At 36.6% G+C, this 16,627-nt stretch carries 17 protein-coding genes; 11 read left to right on the forward strand and 6 right to left on the reverse strand.

Annotated features, from left to right (window positions below):
* Nucleotides 1–63: 63 nt before the first annotated feature.
* Together REB14_RS01800 and REB14_RS01805 are read right to left on the reverse strand one after the other, a co-directional pair.
* Nucleotides 64–240 (reverse strand): histone H1, encoded by a 177-nt coding sequence (locus tag REB14_RS01800; RefSeq protein WP_002978882.1) that lies wholly within the window; start codon nt 238–240, stop codon nt 64–66.
* Between the two features lie 307 nt (nt 241–547).
* The gene (locus REB14_RS01805; protein ID WP_309521327.1) at nt 548–1,963 is read right to left on the reverse strand and encodes an aminotransferase-like domain-containing protein; all 1,416 of its coding nucleotides are present in this window, start codon (nt 1,961–1,963) and stop codon (nt 548–550) included.
* A gap of 118 nt (nt 1,964–2,081) precedes the next feature.
* On the opposite strand from REB14_RS01805, the gene REB14_RS01810 reads away from it, so the two are divergent.
* The 3 genes from REB14_RS01810 to REB14_RS01820 all read left to right on the forward strand — a co-directional run bounded on the left by REB14_RS01810 (nt 2,082) and on the right by REB14_RS01820 (nt 4,972).
* The gene (locus REB14_RS01810) at nt 2,082–2,597 is read left to right on the forward strand and encodes a hypothetical protein (RefSeq protein ID WP_309521328.1); all 516 of its coding nucleotides are present in this window, start codon (nt 2,082–2,084) and stop codon (nt 2,595–2,597) included.
* 166 nt (nt 2,598–2,763) lie between these two features.
* Nucleotides 2,764–3,678 carry a helix-turn-helix domain-containing protein gene (locus REB14_RS01815; protein WP_079241998.1) on the forward strand — a complete coding sequence of 305 codons (915 nt, stop codon included), beginning with the start codon at nt 2,764–2,766 and terminating at the stop codon, nt 3,676–3,678.
* Nucleotides 3,679–3,766: 88 nt separating this feature from the next.
* The gene (locus REB14_RS01820; protein ID WP_079241999.1) at nt 3,767–4,972 is read left to right on the forward strand and encodes an MFS transporter; all 1,206 of its coding nucleotides are present in this window, start codon (nt 3,767–3,769) and stop codon (nt 4,970–4,972) included.
* A gap of 12 nt (nt 4,973–4,984) precedes the next feature.
* On the opposite strand, the gene REB14_RS01825 is transcribed toward REB14_RS01820, so the two are convergent.
* Nucleotides 4,985–5,344, reverse strand: coding sequence for a DUF488 domain-containing protein (locus tag REB14_RS01825; RefSeq protein ID WP_079242000.1), 360 nt, complete (start codon nt 5,342–5,344; stop codon nt 4,985–4,987).
* A 211-nt stretch (nt 5,345–5,555) separates the two neighbouring features.
* On the opposite strand from REB14_RS01825, the gene REB14_RS01830 reads away from it, so the two are divergent.
* Together REB14_RS01830 and REB14_RS01835 are read left to right on the forward strand one after the other, a co-directional pair.
* A complete protein-coding gene (locus REB14_RS01830; RefSeq protein WP_309521329.1) occupies nt 5,556–6,032 on the forward strand; it encodes a MarR family winged helix-turn-helix transcriptional regulator in 477 nt (158 codons plus the stop codon).
* The gene (locus REB14_RS01835; protein ID WP_079242002.1) at nt 6,029–6,871 is read left to right on the forward strand and encodes a universal stress protein; all 843 of its coding nucleotides are present in this window, start codon (nt 6,029–6,031) and stop codon (nt 6,869–6,871) included. Before REB14_RS01830 ends, REB14_RS01835 begins: the two co-directional genes overlap by 4 nt.
* A gap of 28 nt (nt 6,872–6,899) precedes the next feature.
* Here REB14_RS01835 and REB14_RS01840 read toward each other — a convergent pair whose 3' ends face one another.
* Together REB14_RS01840 and REB14_RS01845 are read right to left on the reverse strand one after the other, a co-directional pair.
* The gene (locus REB14_RS01840) at nt 6,900–7,496 is read right to left on the reverse strand and encodes a Crp/Fnr family transcriptional regulator (protein ID WP_309521330.1); all 597 of its coding nucleotides are present in this window, start codon (nt 7,494–7,496) and stop codon (nt 6,900–6,902) included.
* A 114-nt stretch (nt 7,497–7,610) separates the two neighbouring features.
* Complete coding sequence (locus REB14_RS01845) at nt 7,611–7,967, reverse strand: winged helix-turn-helix transcriptional regulator (RefSeq protein ID WP_079242004.1); 357 nt, start codon at nt 7,965–7,967, stop codon at nt 7,611–7,613.
* A 115-nt stretch (nt 7,968–8,082) separates the two neighbouring features.
* Between REB14_RS01845 and REB14_RS01850 the strand changes: the two genes are divergently transcribed.
* Complete coding sequence (locus REB14_RS01850) at nt 8,083–8,685, forward strand: FMN-dependent NADH-azoreductase (protein WP_309521331.1); 603 nt, start codon at nt 8,083–8,085, stop codon at nt 8,683–8,685.
* 156 nt (nt 8,686–8,841) lie between these two features.
* Nucleotides 8,842–9,258, forward strand: coding sequence for a RidA family protein (locus REB14_RS01855; RefSeq protein WP_309521332.1), 417 nt, complete (start codon nt 8,842–8,844; stop codon nt 9,256–9,258).
* Here REB14_RS01855 and REB14_RS01860 read toward each other — a convergent pair.
* Nucleotides 9,255–10,574 (reverse strand): M20 metallopeptidase family protein, encoded by a 1,320-nt coding sequence (locus tag REB14_RS01860; RefSeq protein ID WP_309521333.1) that lies wholly within the window; start codon nt 10,572–10,574, stop codon nt 9,255–9,257. The genes REB14_RS01855 and REB14_RS01860 overlap by 4 nt on opposite strands.
* A gap of 470 nt (nt 10,575–11,044) precedes the next feature.
* Between REB14_RS01860 and REB14_RS01865 the strand changes: the two genes are divergently transcribed.
* From REB14_RS01865 to REB14_RS01880, 4 genes are read left to right on the forward strand one after another with little or no spacing between them, the layout of a single operon-like run.
* A complete protein-coding gene (locus tag REB14_RS01865) occupies nt 11,045–11,491 on the forward strand; it encodes a hypothetical protein (protein WP_145953246.1) in 447 nt (148 codons plus the stop codon).
* Nucleotides 11,488–13,563 (forward strand): GMC oxidoreductase, encoded by a 2,076-nt coding sequence (locus tag REB14_RS01870; RefSeq protein WP_079242009.1) that lies wholly within the window; start codon nt 11,488–11,490, stop codon nt 13,561–13,563. Before REB14_RS01865 ends, REB14_RS01870 begins: the two co-directional genes overlap by 4 nt.
* A 4-nt stretch (nt 13,564–13,567) precedes the next feature.
* Nucleotides 13,568–15,022, forward strand: coding sequence for a ferritin-like domain-containing protein (locus REB14_RS01875; protein ID WP_309521334.1), 1,455 nt, complete (start codon nt 13,568–13,570; stop codon nt 15,020–15,022).
* An 18-nt stretch (nt 15,023–15,040) separates the two neighbouring features.
* Nucleotides 15,041–16,567, forward strand: a complete 1,527-nt coding sequence (locus REB14_RS01880) for a peroxidase, FMP-type (protein ID WP_079242011.1) — start codon at nt 15,041–15,043, stop codon at nt 16,565–16,567.
* Nucleotides 16,568–16,627: the final 60 nt, after the last annotated feature.

A 16,627-nucleotide genomic window follows, 5' to 3' on the forward strand; every position in this document is an offset into this window, starting at 1 on the left:
ATTAAAACACTTTTTGTATTCCGGAAATAAAAAAACCGGCTTCAAAAGCCGGCTAAAGGTGAATTATTTCTTAGCTTCTTCTACAGAAACTTTTCTGAATTCTTTGAACAATTTGCTTAGTTCTAAAGCTGCTTTACGTGCTCTTGTACCAGCTGCTTTGTTTCCTTTTTCCGCTTGTTGGTTTGCCTCAGTTGTGAACGCTTCAAATTCTGCGTTGATTTTTTCAATTAGTTCTTTCATTTATTTAAAAATTTAGGCTGCAAATATAGGTTTTATGGTGATTCCAGCCTAATTGTGTTGAAAAAAAATAGTGGATTTAATCATTTTTTCTAAGTCTTTCTTAAATTCAATTTAATTTTTAAAATAAAATCAAATTATTGTAGAAAATCAGCCACGTATCTGGGGTTTATATACAGAAGAAATCAATATTTAAATAAACCACTCAGAATCAATAAGAATCAACAAAAACAGCAAACGAGATTGTCTTAAAAAAGTTTATTAACAAAGTCATTTGATTTCCTTATCATACTTAATTATTTTTAACCGTTCAAAACTGTAGTTCTTTTGCTCTCTTGCCTGCATTTTTTAATAAAATAATGCTTTCAGAAGTAATTCTTTCGGCAAAAACAATCCTGAAATGGTAATGGTATTTGTCTGTGAAGGAAAACGTGTCTCCGGGAGTAAATAAAATCTGATGCAACTCACAATACTGATAAAATCTTTTCATATCCATATTTTCCGGAAGCTGTCCCCAAATGCTGTAACCTCCCAGTGGTCTATGAAAATAAGCCTCTTCCGGAAAGAATTTCCTTAATGCTTCCAATACCTGAACAGCCTGCTGATTGAGCTTTTTCCGAAATGAACGGAGATGTCTTTCATAACGACTCCCCTGCAGCAGTTTCAACACCAGTTCCTGATAAATGGGAGAAACTGTACGTCCTAAAGCAAATCTTACTCTTTCAGATTTTGCATAAAAACTTCCGGCATGTAACCAGCCTAAACGAACCCCTGGAGCTAACGTCTTTGAAAAGGATGAATACGTCATCACGATTCCCTTTTTATCAAAACTTTTGATACTTCGCGGTCTTTGTTCTCCAAAATAAAGATCGGAATACATATCATTCTCAATAATACAGAACTGATGAATTCCTGCGATGCTCAGAATTTCTTTTTTTGTTTCATCATTCATTACAACACCTGTGGGATTGTGAAAATTGGGAGTCGTGACAAGAGCGCAGATTTTATTTTCCTTACAGATCTTTTGAAAATATTCAGTATCAAAGCCTGTTTTATAATGCACAGGAATCTCAATGACTTTTAGTTCGAGATGAGCAAGCACTTCCAATACAGAAAACACGCAGGGACTGTCAACAGCGACCACATCACCAGATTTTGTAACTGATTTTAAAGCAATTGTAAGTGCCTGCAAAGCACCATCAGTAATAATTATTTCTTCAGGGTTTAATGCACAGCCATAGGTTCCCATTTGTTTTGCAATATGCTTCCTCAGTGCTTCCAAACCGTTTGAAGGATAATATCTGAGCAGTGCCGCTCCCTTCTCGCGAATGACTTCCTGCATTGTTCTGAGAATAAGCTTTTGCGGAATCAGAAGATCTCCGGGCACCACCGTATTGAAAGAGCTGAATTCTGAAGTTCTTTTGGAAGTAAGCATCATATTTTTCATAAATACTTCATCCCTCACTACGGTTGGAAGTTTAACTTTTGCTTCCGGAATATTCTCCTCCTGGATTCCTGTGACAAAATAGCCAGACCGAGGATTACTCCTGACCAACCCTTTAATCATAAGGTATTCAAATCCACTTTGTACAGAGCTTGTACTCAGTTTGTATTTTTCTTTGATGTAACGAACGGATGGAAGCCTGTCATTTTCCTGTAAAATTCCACTGTAGATCTGCTTCTCTATTTCAGCCGTAAAAACTTCGTACTTATAAGGTTTCATCATAGCACTTCAACTGTACTGAACAAATTTACAAAAATACCTTTCTGTACCGATTATATTTTAGCGAACTGTACCCCTTTTGAACGGATTAATCTTATAATTTTGAATAAAAAAAAATCCCATGGATATCATTTCAAAATTTACAGTAGGTTCTGAAGAGGGAATTTCTGATCTTATAACCATTATAGATTCTTCCGTTTATAGATTGCACAAAGAGTTTGTAAGCGAAGAACACATAAAAAAATATATTCAGCAAGAAATTGATCCGAGAAAGATGATCAATGATCTGAATGATCTTTCCAACCAGCTGATCATGACTTATGCCAATCAGAAACCTGTTGGATACAGTATTATAAAAAGCGGTTCTCTGCATTCAGGAATTCCAGATGGAAAAAGAGCAACAGAAATAAGTTTTGTAATTCTTTCAGAGTTTGACACTCCGGAAACAAGAGATTCTCTTTGGAAAAAATGCAGATCTGCAGTAAGTTTCACAGATATTATTTGGATCAATATACTGGATCATGATCCGCTTACTGGTTTTTTAAACGAGTGTGGTTTTATAACTGCGGAAAGTTCGAAGACTGGCCCTTTTCAAATGCCTTCCCACATTTTGGAATTGGAAATCAATAAAAGTTAGTTCTTAATGGCAAATCGTACAGGTATTTGTGTATGCTTATATAGTAGTTCTTCCTTTCATATTATTGATATTGAGAAAGACTATAGTTCTTATTTTTATTATCTCACTTAAAATCATTTTATGTAAGCAATTGTTTACCTATCTTTGATTTTTATAATTTTTACCTATGAGTGATCAGCTGGAAACGATAGAAGATTATTACAGACGTATCCGTAACAATCAGATTAAAATGTTTGATTCTGAGGATTTTGAAACCGGAAAATCTCATTTCAACATTTCGATGCGAAGATACTGCAGCTTTAAAAGCCCTTACAACCGTCGTGATTATTATAAAATCAGCTTCATCATCGGAAAAGGCACGATCCATTATGGTTCACATCAGCTGTTTATAGATGGTCCTGCCCTATTCTTCCCTTCTCCAAGCATTCCTTATTCCTGGGAATGTGAAAGCGATGTACAGGAAGGATATTTCTGTCTGTTTAATCAGGAATTTTTTAATGGAAATTCAGAATTTAATCTGTTTAAAAAGACTTCAATGTTCAAGGAATGGAGCAAACCGGTTGTTTTTCTGACGGAAGAACAGACCCAATTAGCCACTCTTTATTTTGATCAGATTTACAGAATGAATAACTCTACCTACCCTTTCCGCTGCAGCAGCATCAAAAGTAATCTTGCTTCTGTTATGCATCTGGCATTGGAAAACCGTGTGGAAGACATCAATCCCAATGAACTTCCTGCCAATGTTCGTCTGTACAAACTTTTTGATGAATTACTCAATAAACAGTTTCCTTTGGATTCCCCTGCTTATCCTCTTGCGCTAAAGACGCCTTCCGATTTTGCAGAGCATCTGAATGTACACGTCAATCATTTGAACTCTTCCGTAAAATCTGTAACACACCTTACTACAACTCAGATCATTAAGGAAAAAATGTTTGAAGAGTCTAAAAATCTGCTGAAGTATACGAATTGGGATATTGCCCAGATAGGGTATACTTTAGGGTTTGATCAGCCTGCACATTTTAATAATTTCTTTAAAAAGCATGCCCGGACTTCCCCATTAAAGTTTAAGAATTTATCTTAATATTTGATTTTTGTAATTTTTACTTTGTCTTTTAAAATTCAGTTTTGTATTTCTTGACTTATTTTTGCATAGTAAAAAATGAATGAATATGTTGAGAGAAGCATCTGAGCAACGAATCAGATTAATTACTATTATGGCGTTTGTGTCTATCCCGCTTTCAGGGTTTGTCACAGATATTTATTTGCCATCATTTCCTTCTATGGCCAAAGAAATGATGGTATCGGAAAAAGATATCCAGATTACATTAACTTCATATCTTCTTAGTTACGGGATTTCACAGTTGTTTGTTGGAGGAATTCTGGATAGCATCGGGCGCTATCGTCCTAAATTGATAGCATTATTCCTATTGATCCTGACCAGTATTTTAATTACGATGACGAACAGCATTTTACTGATTTGTCTGCTTCGTATTCTTCAGGGAGCTGCGGTTTCTGTACTTGTTGTGGCTACTCGTGCTATTTTTGTGGATATTTATGATGCTGAAAGGGTAAAACATTACCTGAGCTATTTTACCATTGTATGGTCTTGCGGACCTATTCTGGCTCCTTTCCTCGGAGGATATCTTGAGAAAATATTTAACTGGCATGCTAATTTTTATTTTCTGGCCGGATATGCCGGATTTCTATTTCTTTTTGAATGGTTCTTCAGTGAAGAGAGTCTTCCCCAGAAAAAGAAACTGGATCTTTCAGAGAATATCAGCCTTTACAAAATGATGCTTAAAAACAGGATTTTCATGCTGGGTATTTTTATCTTAGGACTGAGCTATTCTATCGTGATGTTATTTAATATTACAGGCCCTTTTATTATTGAAAACACCTTTCATTTTACCCCTGTAGTTATTGGATACTGTACACTGATCTTAGGATTTTCATGGATGATTGGAGGGTTTATTGGAAAACGCAGACTGACTCTTGATTTTAAACCAAGAATTTTACAACCCATCCTTCTTCAGCTGATTCTGATCTCAGCCTTGATCGTCACCAGCTATTTTACAGAAAGTCTTTTCATTATGATTCCTTTTGCATTTTTTATTCACATCTGTTCCGGAATTTTATTTACCTCCTTTTTTACGACAAGTATGCTTTACTTTCCTAAAAATGCAGGAACTGCCGGTGGATTAATGGGTGGATTGGTATACGTAATCACTTCTGTAACAAGTTTTATCATTTCGGTAAGCGGAACGGTAACAGATCAAAAAGGTCTCTCCTGGCGCTATCTAATCATTGCATGTTTCCTTTTGGGAATTATCCTTATTATGCATCAGGCCGTTAAAAAAGAAAAAGCAGGGAATTAATCTCTGCTTCTTTTATACCTGTGATATACTCTCAAGGTATTTTTTCAAAATAATCGCATGACAATGTTCTTCGTCTTTAGCAGCATATAGCAAGGTAATTTTTTCCTGTTTCTTGTGGTGTTTCAGAAAATCTTTCCCAAGATTACTTTCATCAAGTTCCTTCCTATATTTTTCTGAGAATTCTTTCCATAGCGCAACATCGTGATGAAACCATAGTCTTAATTCTGTTGACGGAGCAAGATCTTTATTCCATTCATCAAGATCAGCATTTTCTTTTGAAAGACCTCTTGGCCAGAGCCGATCTACCAGAACACGGTATCCATCACCCGGAGATGGAGTTTCATAAACTCTTTTTAATGCAATTGTGGACATTATTTTAATTTTTGAGTTAATACTTTTCAAAAGCCTGTGATCATCAAAGTACAAAATCTGTTCCTGTAGCTTTCTTTTTCCTTTTACTCGGTATGTAATATTTCATCATTAATTAGTTTTAATTAAAACTAATTTTCAGTATATTTGTTAGGATAAGTCAGTTTAAAATCCTTTTGACAAACACCTTATCCTGCTATATTATTATAAAAGTATGTCCGTAAAACTGAATAACATATCGGAACTTGCTCTGGAGCTTGGCCTTGCAATGAGTGAAATGAAAAGCCGTCTTCGACAGAAAATCCAGACTACTATTAATGAATATGATCCGGATCTGTCTTTTGAACTGATTGAAATCCTGGGATTGCTTTCACGCAATAGTGGTATCAACCAACAGGAAATAGGAAATAAGGTAAGCAAAGACAAATCAAGTATTACCTATCTTATCAACAGTCTTGTCAAACGAAACCTTGTGGAACGGATCGCTGATAAAAACGACCGGAGAAATAAGCAGATCTTTTTAACTCCGAAAGGAAAACAGATTGTAGAAACTGTTTATCCCTGGGCATTGGATCTTTATAAAAAAGCAGCTGATGATATTCATGAAGAAGAGATCATTAAAGCACTGCTTTTGGTAAAAAAAATGACAGCCAACCTGGAAGAATCAGGACCAAAACATAATACAATATGAGAACAATCCTTGTACCCATTGATTTTACATCAACTACGGAAAATGCAGTAAGAATTGCCGCAGATTGGGCAAAAACCTACGAATATCAAAACATCATCCTGCTCAAAACAGCAGGAGAATCTGAGTTTGATTATCTGCATATTGCAGAAGGGCATTCATTTGTGAATGAAGAAAGTGTCAATACTTTACTGCAGAGAACAGAATCATTATTTGATGAGCTAAGCAGTATTATTACAGAAAAGTCAACTGAAGTTAAAGTTTCCAGAGTTTTAAGTGATTGGACTCTTACCAGAAGTATTAATGAGCTTTTAAAAAACCAACCGTCTGTGGAACTGATTATTCTGGGCAGTGATGACCAGACTTCATCCACTGATAGTTTTGTTTCTGACAATATTATAAGTATTGCAAGAACAAGCCCTGTAAAGACTTTAATTATACCCAACAGCTATCATTATACTCCTATTAAAAATATCTTTATTCCCTGTGATATAAAAGATATTAAAAGATTAGAGAGACTTTTTCACCACAAATCTGTTATTCATAAACAAGATGTACGACTGTCATTTTTAAATATCAACACCAGTGAAAAAGAGGATGAAGGCAAAAAAAGGGAACTGGAAAATTATATCCGTGAGCATTTAACAGAAATTCCGAGCAGTATTCATTATTCTCATGATGAAAATGTCATCAATGGTATTCTAAGTTTTGCAACCTCCAATGAAGCTGACCTTATCATTGCTTTACCGGGTAAGCATAGCTTTCTCTATTATCTGGCAAGCAGAAGTATTTCTGAAGGAATTTACCAGAACACCCATCAGCCTGTTTTAATTTTAAAATAATAAAAGAGCTCAATAATGTGAATGAAAGCTAATAATAAATTTTGGTACTTTCAATTTTAACCATCTTCTGCTCCTCCATTTTCTTGACGTATCGAATCACCGTCTCCACGCGAAGACCGGTTAAGGTTGCTATTTGCTGTCTGGTATAAGGAACCAGAAATGAATAAGGTTCTTCAAATCCGAAATATTTTTTAATATGATCAAAAAGTTTCATGAGCTTTATGATAGGATCTGAAATTGCCAGAAAGCTGGAAATCATAAACCTGAAATGCATCCTGTCTGCCATATATTTATTAATTTCAAGCATTAATTCAGGCTTTTCCAGCAGTATTTCGAGAAGTTTAGTTTTGGAAATTTTAATAATTTCACAATGCGTAACAGCAATGGCATTAATGGCATAATGATGTTCAGTAAATAAGTAGCTTTCACCAATGCAATGTCCATCAAAAGGTAGCCCATGAACAAATTCTTTTCCGTCTTCCAAAAAGGTATTCAGTTTCACAGTACCATGCCTGATCTGGAAATAATATTTTGCTGCGATACCTTCCTGAAAGATAGCATCTCCTGCTTCATAGTTTTCCAGAGTGGCTCCGTAAGAAAATAATAAGTCTTCATTTATGACCATCTTGTTATTATTAATTTGAATAAAAAATACTTAAAGCACAAGCAATGCCGTAACCCATCAAATACCCCAAAACATGGTATATTTTAATATCAACACTACTCATCCAGCCTGATATCAGGCTGTAATTTTCTTTTTATGTTTTGCTCCCCAATCTGCCAGTGCAGCAATAACCTCTTTCAGTGACTCACTGTATTCTGTGGGAACATATTCTACCAACACCGGCTTTTGATCCGTAATAACGGTTCTTTCAACCAAATGATTAACCTCCAGCTTTTTTAATTCACTGGATAATACTCTTGCTGAAATACCACTGATGGTTCTTTGAAGTTCATTGAAGCGCGTATGCCCACCCAGAATAGCAATCATAACCCGAATGGTCCACCTGCCTCCCAAAACGTACAAAGCATCCTCTGTAGCAGCCAGATGAGTACTGCATTGCGGCCTTGAATACACTATTTTTTCTTCTTCCATTGTCTCTTTTTCTGTTGTTACTAACCTAAATGTTATTACTAACCTTTCGGTAACTACTATCTTTTTATTAGTAAATATAAATAATTTTGAAACATCAATTTTAAAAAAAATAAAAATGAAACGAGTACTTCATATTACTTCAAGTCCAAGAAGCGAGTCATCAATCAGTAAAAAACTGGGAAATGCTGTTGTAGAAAAAATTACAACCAAATATCCTGACAGTGTTTTAAAAAAACGCGATCTAGCCAATCCTCTTTTTCCTCATTTGGAAGAAACGCATATCAATGCATTTTTTACTCCCGCTGAAAACCGTACTTCTGAGCAGTTGGAAACAGTAAAACTTTCAGACACGGTAATTGATGAATTGCATGAAGCAGATATCATCATTATTGAAGCTCCTCTTTACAATTTCAGTATCACATCTACATTGAAATCCTGGCTCGATCATATTGCCAGAGCAGGAAAAACATTTAGCTATAGTGAAAATGGTCCTGAAGGATTGGTAAAAAATAAGAAAGTATATCTTGCTTTTTCCAGTGGCGGAGTATATTCTGAAGGAGAAAGACAAGCTTATGACTTTGTAGTTCCTTACTTAAAACAAACTCTTGGATTCATGGGAATGACAGATATTTCCGTTGTCCGTGCAGAAGGACTTTCTGTTCCGGTTATCCAGGATACAGCTTTGCAAAAAGGGATTGAAAGTATTGTTGTAGAGTAAAATTAAAAATGCTGTTCAGAGGAACAGCATTTTTTGTATCAGAATTTAATGATATACCAAAGCAATATTTACAGAATTAAAAGAATATTTTTCTCAACATATGTAAAGACTTTTTCGATTTTTTTCTCTCATTTTTACTTTATTAAATGAAAGATTATGGAAAACAATAAACAACCCAAACTGATTAATCCCTCTGAATTATTCAATCCCAGTCCTTATGGCTTCTCACACAGTATTTCTGTGGAATCTCCCTCCATAATATGTTTTATATCCGGCCAAAGCGGTGGTGTTGGAGAAAGCCATTCATTGGCAGCTGACTTTAAAACTCAGGTTCAGGATGCTTTGAATAATCTTGAAATAGTATTACAAAACCATTCTATGACGTTTGATAATATTGTCAAAATTACTCTTCTCATTGTTGACCACAATCAGGAAAAACTTCAGATATGGACTGAGGAAGCCAAGAAAGTTTGGAAAGAATCATTCCTGCCAACTAGCACGCTTATCCCTGTAAGCCAACTTGCCTTACCAGGAATGTTGTTTGAGATTGATGCCATTGCAGTGAAAAATTAGTTTCTGTTAAGACGTTCAATGATTAATGATGAAAAACTTTTAACTCCCATTCTGATACTTTCTTCATCCACCTGAAAATTGGGAGAATGATTCATAGCGATCACACCTTTTTCAAAATTGGAACCACCCAGGAAGAAGTACACTCCTGGGATTTTTTCTTGAAAATAAGAAAAATCATCATTAAAAAACGGAACCTGACCATAATCCGGAGCAACTGCATTTTTGCCATACAGATTCCGAAGAATTTCTGTTGCTGAACGGGTCAGTCTTTCATCATTGACGATAGTCGGATTTCCCTGAACAAATGAAACGGAAAGAAGCTGATCTTTATACCCGCTGTCTTCAATCACTTTTTGAACTGTAGGAATTATTTTATCTAAATTAAAGGAATTCGTCTCATACAGGTACGTTTCAAGAAATGATTCGTTGTTTTTGGAAAAAATGTTGAATTTTCCGTCTGTGAACAGATAATCTTTGAAAATAGTATCAGGATTTGTCAATCCAATTTTAGGATCAACAATAGATTGTAATTCCCAGGGTTTGCCTCTGTCAGAAGTCCTGAATAATGAATTGCTGATCTTCTTTGCCAGCCCATTGAGCTCTTCTTCTGACAATCCGTTTTTTAACTGAATCCTGATTCTCTTCTGATAAGCAAACATTTCATTGGGTTTCACCATGATCTGCCCGACAGGTGTAGCGGTCACATGCAATCCATAGATTTCATCTGGTTTTATTTTGGAAAGCAATCCGTTATGAAGCATTTCTTTTGCTCCTTTAAAAGTTTCTTCTTCGGGCTGGAATATAAAATAAACTGTCCCTTTTAATTCTTTCTTATTTCTGGATAGAACCTCAGCAATTCCCAATCCGATCGCCATATGGATATCATGACCACAACCATGCTGAATTCCTTTTATTTTTGATTTGAAGATTTCAGGATCGGGATAATCATTCGGAAGGGCATCCATATCTGATCTCCAGGCAATTTTTTTTCCTGCCTTACCTCCTTTCAGAATCCCTACAACACTACGTCCGTAACTCTCTGTTTGAACTTCCATTCCCAGATCCAACAGATACTTCTTAATTTTTTCCTGAGTTTGCGTCTCCTTCCCTGCCAGTTCTGGGTTTTCATGAAAATCCCGTCTGATATTCACCAATTTATTGAATATTTTATTTGTTTCCTGTTCAATAGATTGATGTACGGACAGCAAACTTCTATTTTTCGAAGAATGAACAGCTGTTTCCTTTTTATTACCCAATCCCTGAGCAGACAAAAGAGAAGAAACAAAGCATAATAAAGTTAAGGTAAGGCGTTTCATGGCTATCAGTAATGGGTTTTATCTTTTATAATCGTTAAGTCAAAGGTTTAATTATATAGATTAGACATATGCCGTTTCGCTTTCGTTACATGCTGATCATCAATTTATTATTATTTTTTAAGTTATGGACTCCTCCGACATTAAAATCCTGTTTTATATTCAATACCAAATTATTTAAAATAATTCTAAACTAGGTGAAAACAAAACCTTCTGAAACAGCCTAATACAAAGGGTTTGTTACAAAAAATTAAAATTAAATAAACACAAATTACGTAGAAATACTGAATCCCATCTGCTGAGTTCTGATTAATTTCGGATAAACAAAATTGATAACTATGGATCGCTTGAAAAACATTCAATCATTTCTGAAAAAGAGGTGCTATCTGAAAAATCCGGCAACTGTAGATCGATCGGCATGATAACCTCCCATTAAAAGGAGTTGAAGATATCTAACCCAAATTTTTAACGAAATGAATATTATTAACAAAATCCTCAACGTCGACGATTATTATTTCGACGTGTTTATGTCTATCTCGGAAGCACTTGCCGGATTTACAGTAAATGAACTACAGTCAACAGGGCTTGCAGAAACGTATTATACTTATGTTTTAAAAAGCATGGAAGCAGCAACTTTCGTGGAATTCCTTACCGTTTCTAAAAATATTCTTGAAAATCATTCAGGTAAAGAAGAAGTAAACAAGGCCATTCAATCTGAAATTATCAGCAATCCGGGAATGAATGACATTGCCGGAAAAGTAATCACCATGTGGTATTTGGGAACCTGGGAAGGAGCCTATATCAATGATCTTTCTTACAAGGAAGGTCTTGTATGGAATCTTATGCACTCTCATCCTCCGGGAGCCAAGCAGCCGGGATATAAATCATGGAATATTAAACCTGTAAACAGTAACTCATGAGCCAGACCAATAACAAAAAAGATGTGATCATCGTAGGAACGGGGATCGCAGGATCATTGATCGCGAAGCTATTGTCCGATCATGTATTTGATATAACCAAAGGAAAAATGATCCACCGTGCAGATGCCGGAAAATCGGATAATATCAAGGAAATATCAATCCTTATGTACGAAGCAGGTCTGGAAGCTGGTATCGAACTGGATTCCGTATCCTCAATGACCACTTACAATGAATATATCCGTACTTTTTACAGAGAGGAAGCCAAAGTTCCCAATTCTCCTTATCCGAACTTAAAACAGGCACCTTCTCCCAACGTTCTGGATATGGAACACATTGTGCAGCCGTATCCGGATAAAAAGGGATATCTGGTACAGTTTGGGCCAATGCCTTTTGCAAGTGATGCGATAAGAGTAGGTGGTGGGACTACCCTTCACTGGCTGGGAACTACACCAAGAATGCTTCCCAATGATTTTAAACTTACAGAAAAATATGGCATTACCATTCCAAAGCCGGATTCTGATGAAAAAACTTCTATCAACTGGCCGATAAATTATGAAGAACTAAGGCCTTATTATGAAATGGCAGAATTTGAAATCGGGGTTTCTGGAGATGTTTCAAGGCAGGAATATCCAATTACGGAGAAAACGGAAGAATATTATGGGAATTATGTATTTCCGATGGAAGAAATTCCTCAGAGTTATATGGATCATAAGATTATCGAAGGGCTTAAAGGCACAAGTGTGAAACTAAGTTCCGGAGAGATTCCTTTAATGATGGTGCCTTCTCCACAGGGAAGAAACTCTATTCCGAATCCAAAATACGGGAAAACAAAGATCATCAAAGCTGAGCCAAAAGATTCCGGATACAAACTGGTTTTAGACAGCTCTGAAAAAGAAGAATACAAAGCACTTGGTTCTGTTTGGAATCCTTATATGGGAGAACGTTGTGAAGGAAATGCGTCATGTGTTCCTATCTGCCCTGTTCAGGCTAAATATAATGCTTTAAAAACCTTGAAAAAAGCTTTATATAAACTTAATGACAACGAAAATCTTAAGCGTAATCCACACATGCAGATTCAGGCGCAGAGTGTGGTTTACAGATTAAGTATTGACCAAAATGATAAAGATAAAATCTCCAAGGTTCATTTGAGAAGATATACTTCAAAAGAGAAAACAGATTTTGTTGAAGAATCTATTGATACTTCAGAGGCTATTGTGATTTTGGCTGCTAATGCTTTTGAAAACCCAAAAATTCTACTGAACTCCAAATATACGGTTAACAACGTTGTCAAAACAGCGGCTAACAGCAGTGATCAGGTGGGAAGAAACCTGATGGATCATATGGTAATGCTTACCTGGGGACTTTTCCCTGAACCGGTTTATCCTTACAGAGGCCCAGGTTCTACCACAAACATTTCGTCTTTCCGTGACGGAAGCTTCAGAGATAAATTTTCAGCATGGATCTCTCCTCTTGACAACTGGGGTTGGGGATGGCCGGCATTTTCTCCGGGTTCTGATGTAGCCTACTTTATCAAAGAAAAACATTTTGGAGCAAAATTAAGAGAAAAGCTCACCGACAGACTTTCCAAGCAGGTATTATTTCATTTTGAAATTGAACAGCTTCCAAATCCTAATAACAGAGTTACGATTAACGATCAGTATCTGGATGTAATGGGAATTCCGCGCCCTGTTATTCACTATGAACTGACAGAGTATGAAATGAAAGCAATGGAACAGGCAAAACATGCCTCTGATCAGATGTTTAAAAGATTAAATATTGAGAATTTCACAAAGTATACTGCGGAAGACAAAAATTCTGTGATGTACAACGGAGAAAGATATTCTTATAACGGAGCTGGCCATATCGTAGGAACTCACAGAATGGGTTCTACAGCAGAAGATTCTGTAACCAACAGCTATTGCAAAACCTGGGATCATCCGAATTTATACGTCGTAGGCGCAGGAAATATGACGACTCTGGGAACTTCAAACCCTACTTTAACCTTATCAGCATTCACGATCCGTTCTGTAGAATCTATTCTTGCTGATCTTGAAATTCAACTAAAAAAATAACATCATGAGACAAAGACTTATCAATAAAACAGCACAACCACAGGAAACGTTATTAACCGCAGGAAGGATGGCTGCAAGAAGCGCCGTTGTTACTGAAACCATTTCATTACCTTCTTTATTATTTGATTCAACACTTGGCAAAGAAGATTGGATAGAAGGGTTAAAACATCACAGCAAAACCTTAACGAATCTTTTGCTTAATGATCAGATCAAAGATTTCAATGCTTATCTGGAATCTGAGTTGGGTTCTGGAGTTTCAGAATTAAAAAAAGGGATAACGGAAATTGATTATAAACCGGTTTTACAAGATCTATTGCAAACGGCCATTCTTATCGAACACTCTACAATCCCTCCTTACCTTACGGCTTTGTATTCAATCAAGGATGGAACTAACGCTTTGGCTTCACAAATTATCAGAAGTGTTGCTGTAGAAGAAATGCTTCATCTGATTATGGTTTGTAATGTTCTGAATGCCATTGATATTCAGCCTTCTGTCAACAAACAGGAAAACTACCCTACTTATCCGATGAAATTACCTATGAATGTTGATTTCTATGTAGGGTTGGAAACATTTTCAAGCAATAGTATTGCCACATTTATCGCAATTGAAAGTCCAAGCCAGCCTTTGGTAAAAGCTCCGAAATATGATCACGAAGCTGACACTTCTGCGTTATATTCTCAAAGAACGGCAGTACAGGAAAACAACTTCTGGACGCTTGAAAACATGAAAGCTTTCATCATGGAAAATGTACACACCATTGGTGAATATTATGATGTTTTATTCTTCTATATTGTTATTTTCCAAATCATTGCTTATTACAAAAAGCATGGCAGCCTTCCGAAGACTTTTGAGGAATTAAATACAGGTGGAATTTTTACAGGAGATTCAAAAAAACAGATCCGTCCGGAACAATATTACGGAAGTGGAGGAAAATTACATTCTGTAGAGGCTTTGGCCGGAGTAATTGCTGTTTTCCAGGAAATCAAAGGGCAAGGTGAAGGTGCTGATGATTCTATTTTTGATGTTGACCCATCCCAGTTTGAAGAAGGGGTTGAACTGGCACATTATTTCAGATTCAAAGAAGTTTTCCATGAGCATTTCTATCTGGGAGGAAACTATGAGCCTTTCATGGATGAAAACGGAATGATGCCTGTAACGACACCACCTACAGGAAAAGATCTTCCGGTAGACTGGAATGAGGCTTATCCGATGAAACCTAATCCGAAGATGGAAGACTATATAAAAAACAAAGAATTACATGCACAGGCTGTTGAGTTTAATAAAACTTACAGACGTTTATTAGACGCTATACAAAGTGCTGTAGAAGGAAATCAGAGAGAACTTGAAAAATCTATTATGTATATGTACGCCCTGAAAGAGCAGGCTGTTAATCTGATGAAACAACCGTTGGATGCGCAGACTAACGCTGGGCCAACATTCGAATACATCAATCTATAACCATAAAAACGATATATCATGTTAAAAAGAAAAAAAGAAAGTCCGGAAGCGGGAGGAGAACAGTTATTCCGCAAAATGCCGGGTCAGAAGGAAGTTAATCTGGCTGAAGTAATGGATGGATATTCAAAACTTCTTATTGATGATCCGGTAAGACCATTCAGAGAAGACAACCTGCAGGCTATTGAAAATAATGTAGATTATGGAGTTCTGGCTGCACTGGATGGTACCTGGGTAAGCTATAATGTCAATTACAATAAAGACGTTCCAAAACCATCATTAGCAAGCGGAGTACATACTACCATCATGCCTTCCCCAGGAACCAATTCAGGGACAATACCTGGAAAATTCGCTTTTGACAGTGAAGAATATATTGAGAAACTGACATTCTCCATCGTTCCCGGAGGAGTGCGTAACCGTGGTGGTGCAAGCGAACTTTTCTGCGGAGCAGTTAAATATGAACAAACCATTAAAAGTGTTAATGCTGTTCCAGGGCAGGATGCCCTGAAATATACACCCATCCACGAAGAAAACGGAATGTACCTATGGCTGAGTGATGTCTATAATCATGCAGCAACGAAAGAATCTATTGAAAGAGACCGTGGTATTCATGCTATTTCAACAGAGGATGCTAAATATGGATACACCGGCGAATACAGAGATGAGCCTTTGCTAAGGATAACACCAGACGGAGAGCCCAACCCTAAATATATTCTTCAAAGCCAGCTGGAGCCGGGACAGCCTTATTATGAAATTATTCCGGCACAGGAAATAAAGCCGGGAGCAGGACTTGATGGTCCTTATTTTATCCCGGACTACTCTATCTCAAGAAGCGGTGTTATTCCTCATGGAAGTACCATTACTTTGCTTGGAGATATCATCCCTCAAAATAAAGATAAAAAGACGTACTATTTAATTGATGGCTCTCCTCAGTTCCCTTATGGTAAAGAAGCCTGGGAAACCAATCATCTTTCAATTTCACGTACAATGGGAAATGCAGGAGTAACTCCTCAGGAAATCATTGATCTTGATCAACCAGCACCGGAGTGGGTTCATCAAACGCTTGATGATGATAATGATCCGGGTTCAAACAAGATTTATACCCAGAGAATACTGGCTGATGATCTTTATCCTTACTCTGTGCGCCCTGATTTGAGATTAAGAGATACGCTAAGAGGCCAACACGTCAGCAATCATGTTCATGTGAGAATGTCTTCAAAAATGAAAACCGGAGCGCAGGGAGGAGTTTTGAACGTTCCTTTTGTCAACCGTTTCGTCCCGACTGTTGAAGTGGATATGGACATGTGGATTGAAACCATCATTGAAGACGGAAAAGAAATTCTTCAGCTTCAGTACGAACAAATCGTATTCTTTGAATTTGATTTCGGAAACGATGGAGGTACTACGAGCTGGCCTCATATTCAGGTTAATACTCTTCGTAAGATACAGGATATTCCTGAGGATCAGAGAAAGGTTATTGAAGAACAGTTTTATAATACCAACGGAAATCCTGATGCAGCTTCAGGATGTCCTTATCATAAAGGATAGACTACCAGGTATCATACAAAAAAGGGGCAATAATTTTGCCCCTTTTTTGTATATTATTTA

The sequence above is a fragment of the Chryseobacterium metallicongregator genome, from assembly GCF_031324065.1.
Taxonomy (GTDB): Bacteria; Bacteroidota; Bacteroidia; order Flavobacteriales; family Weeksellaceae; genus Chryseobacterium; species Chryseobacterium metallicongregator.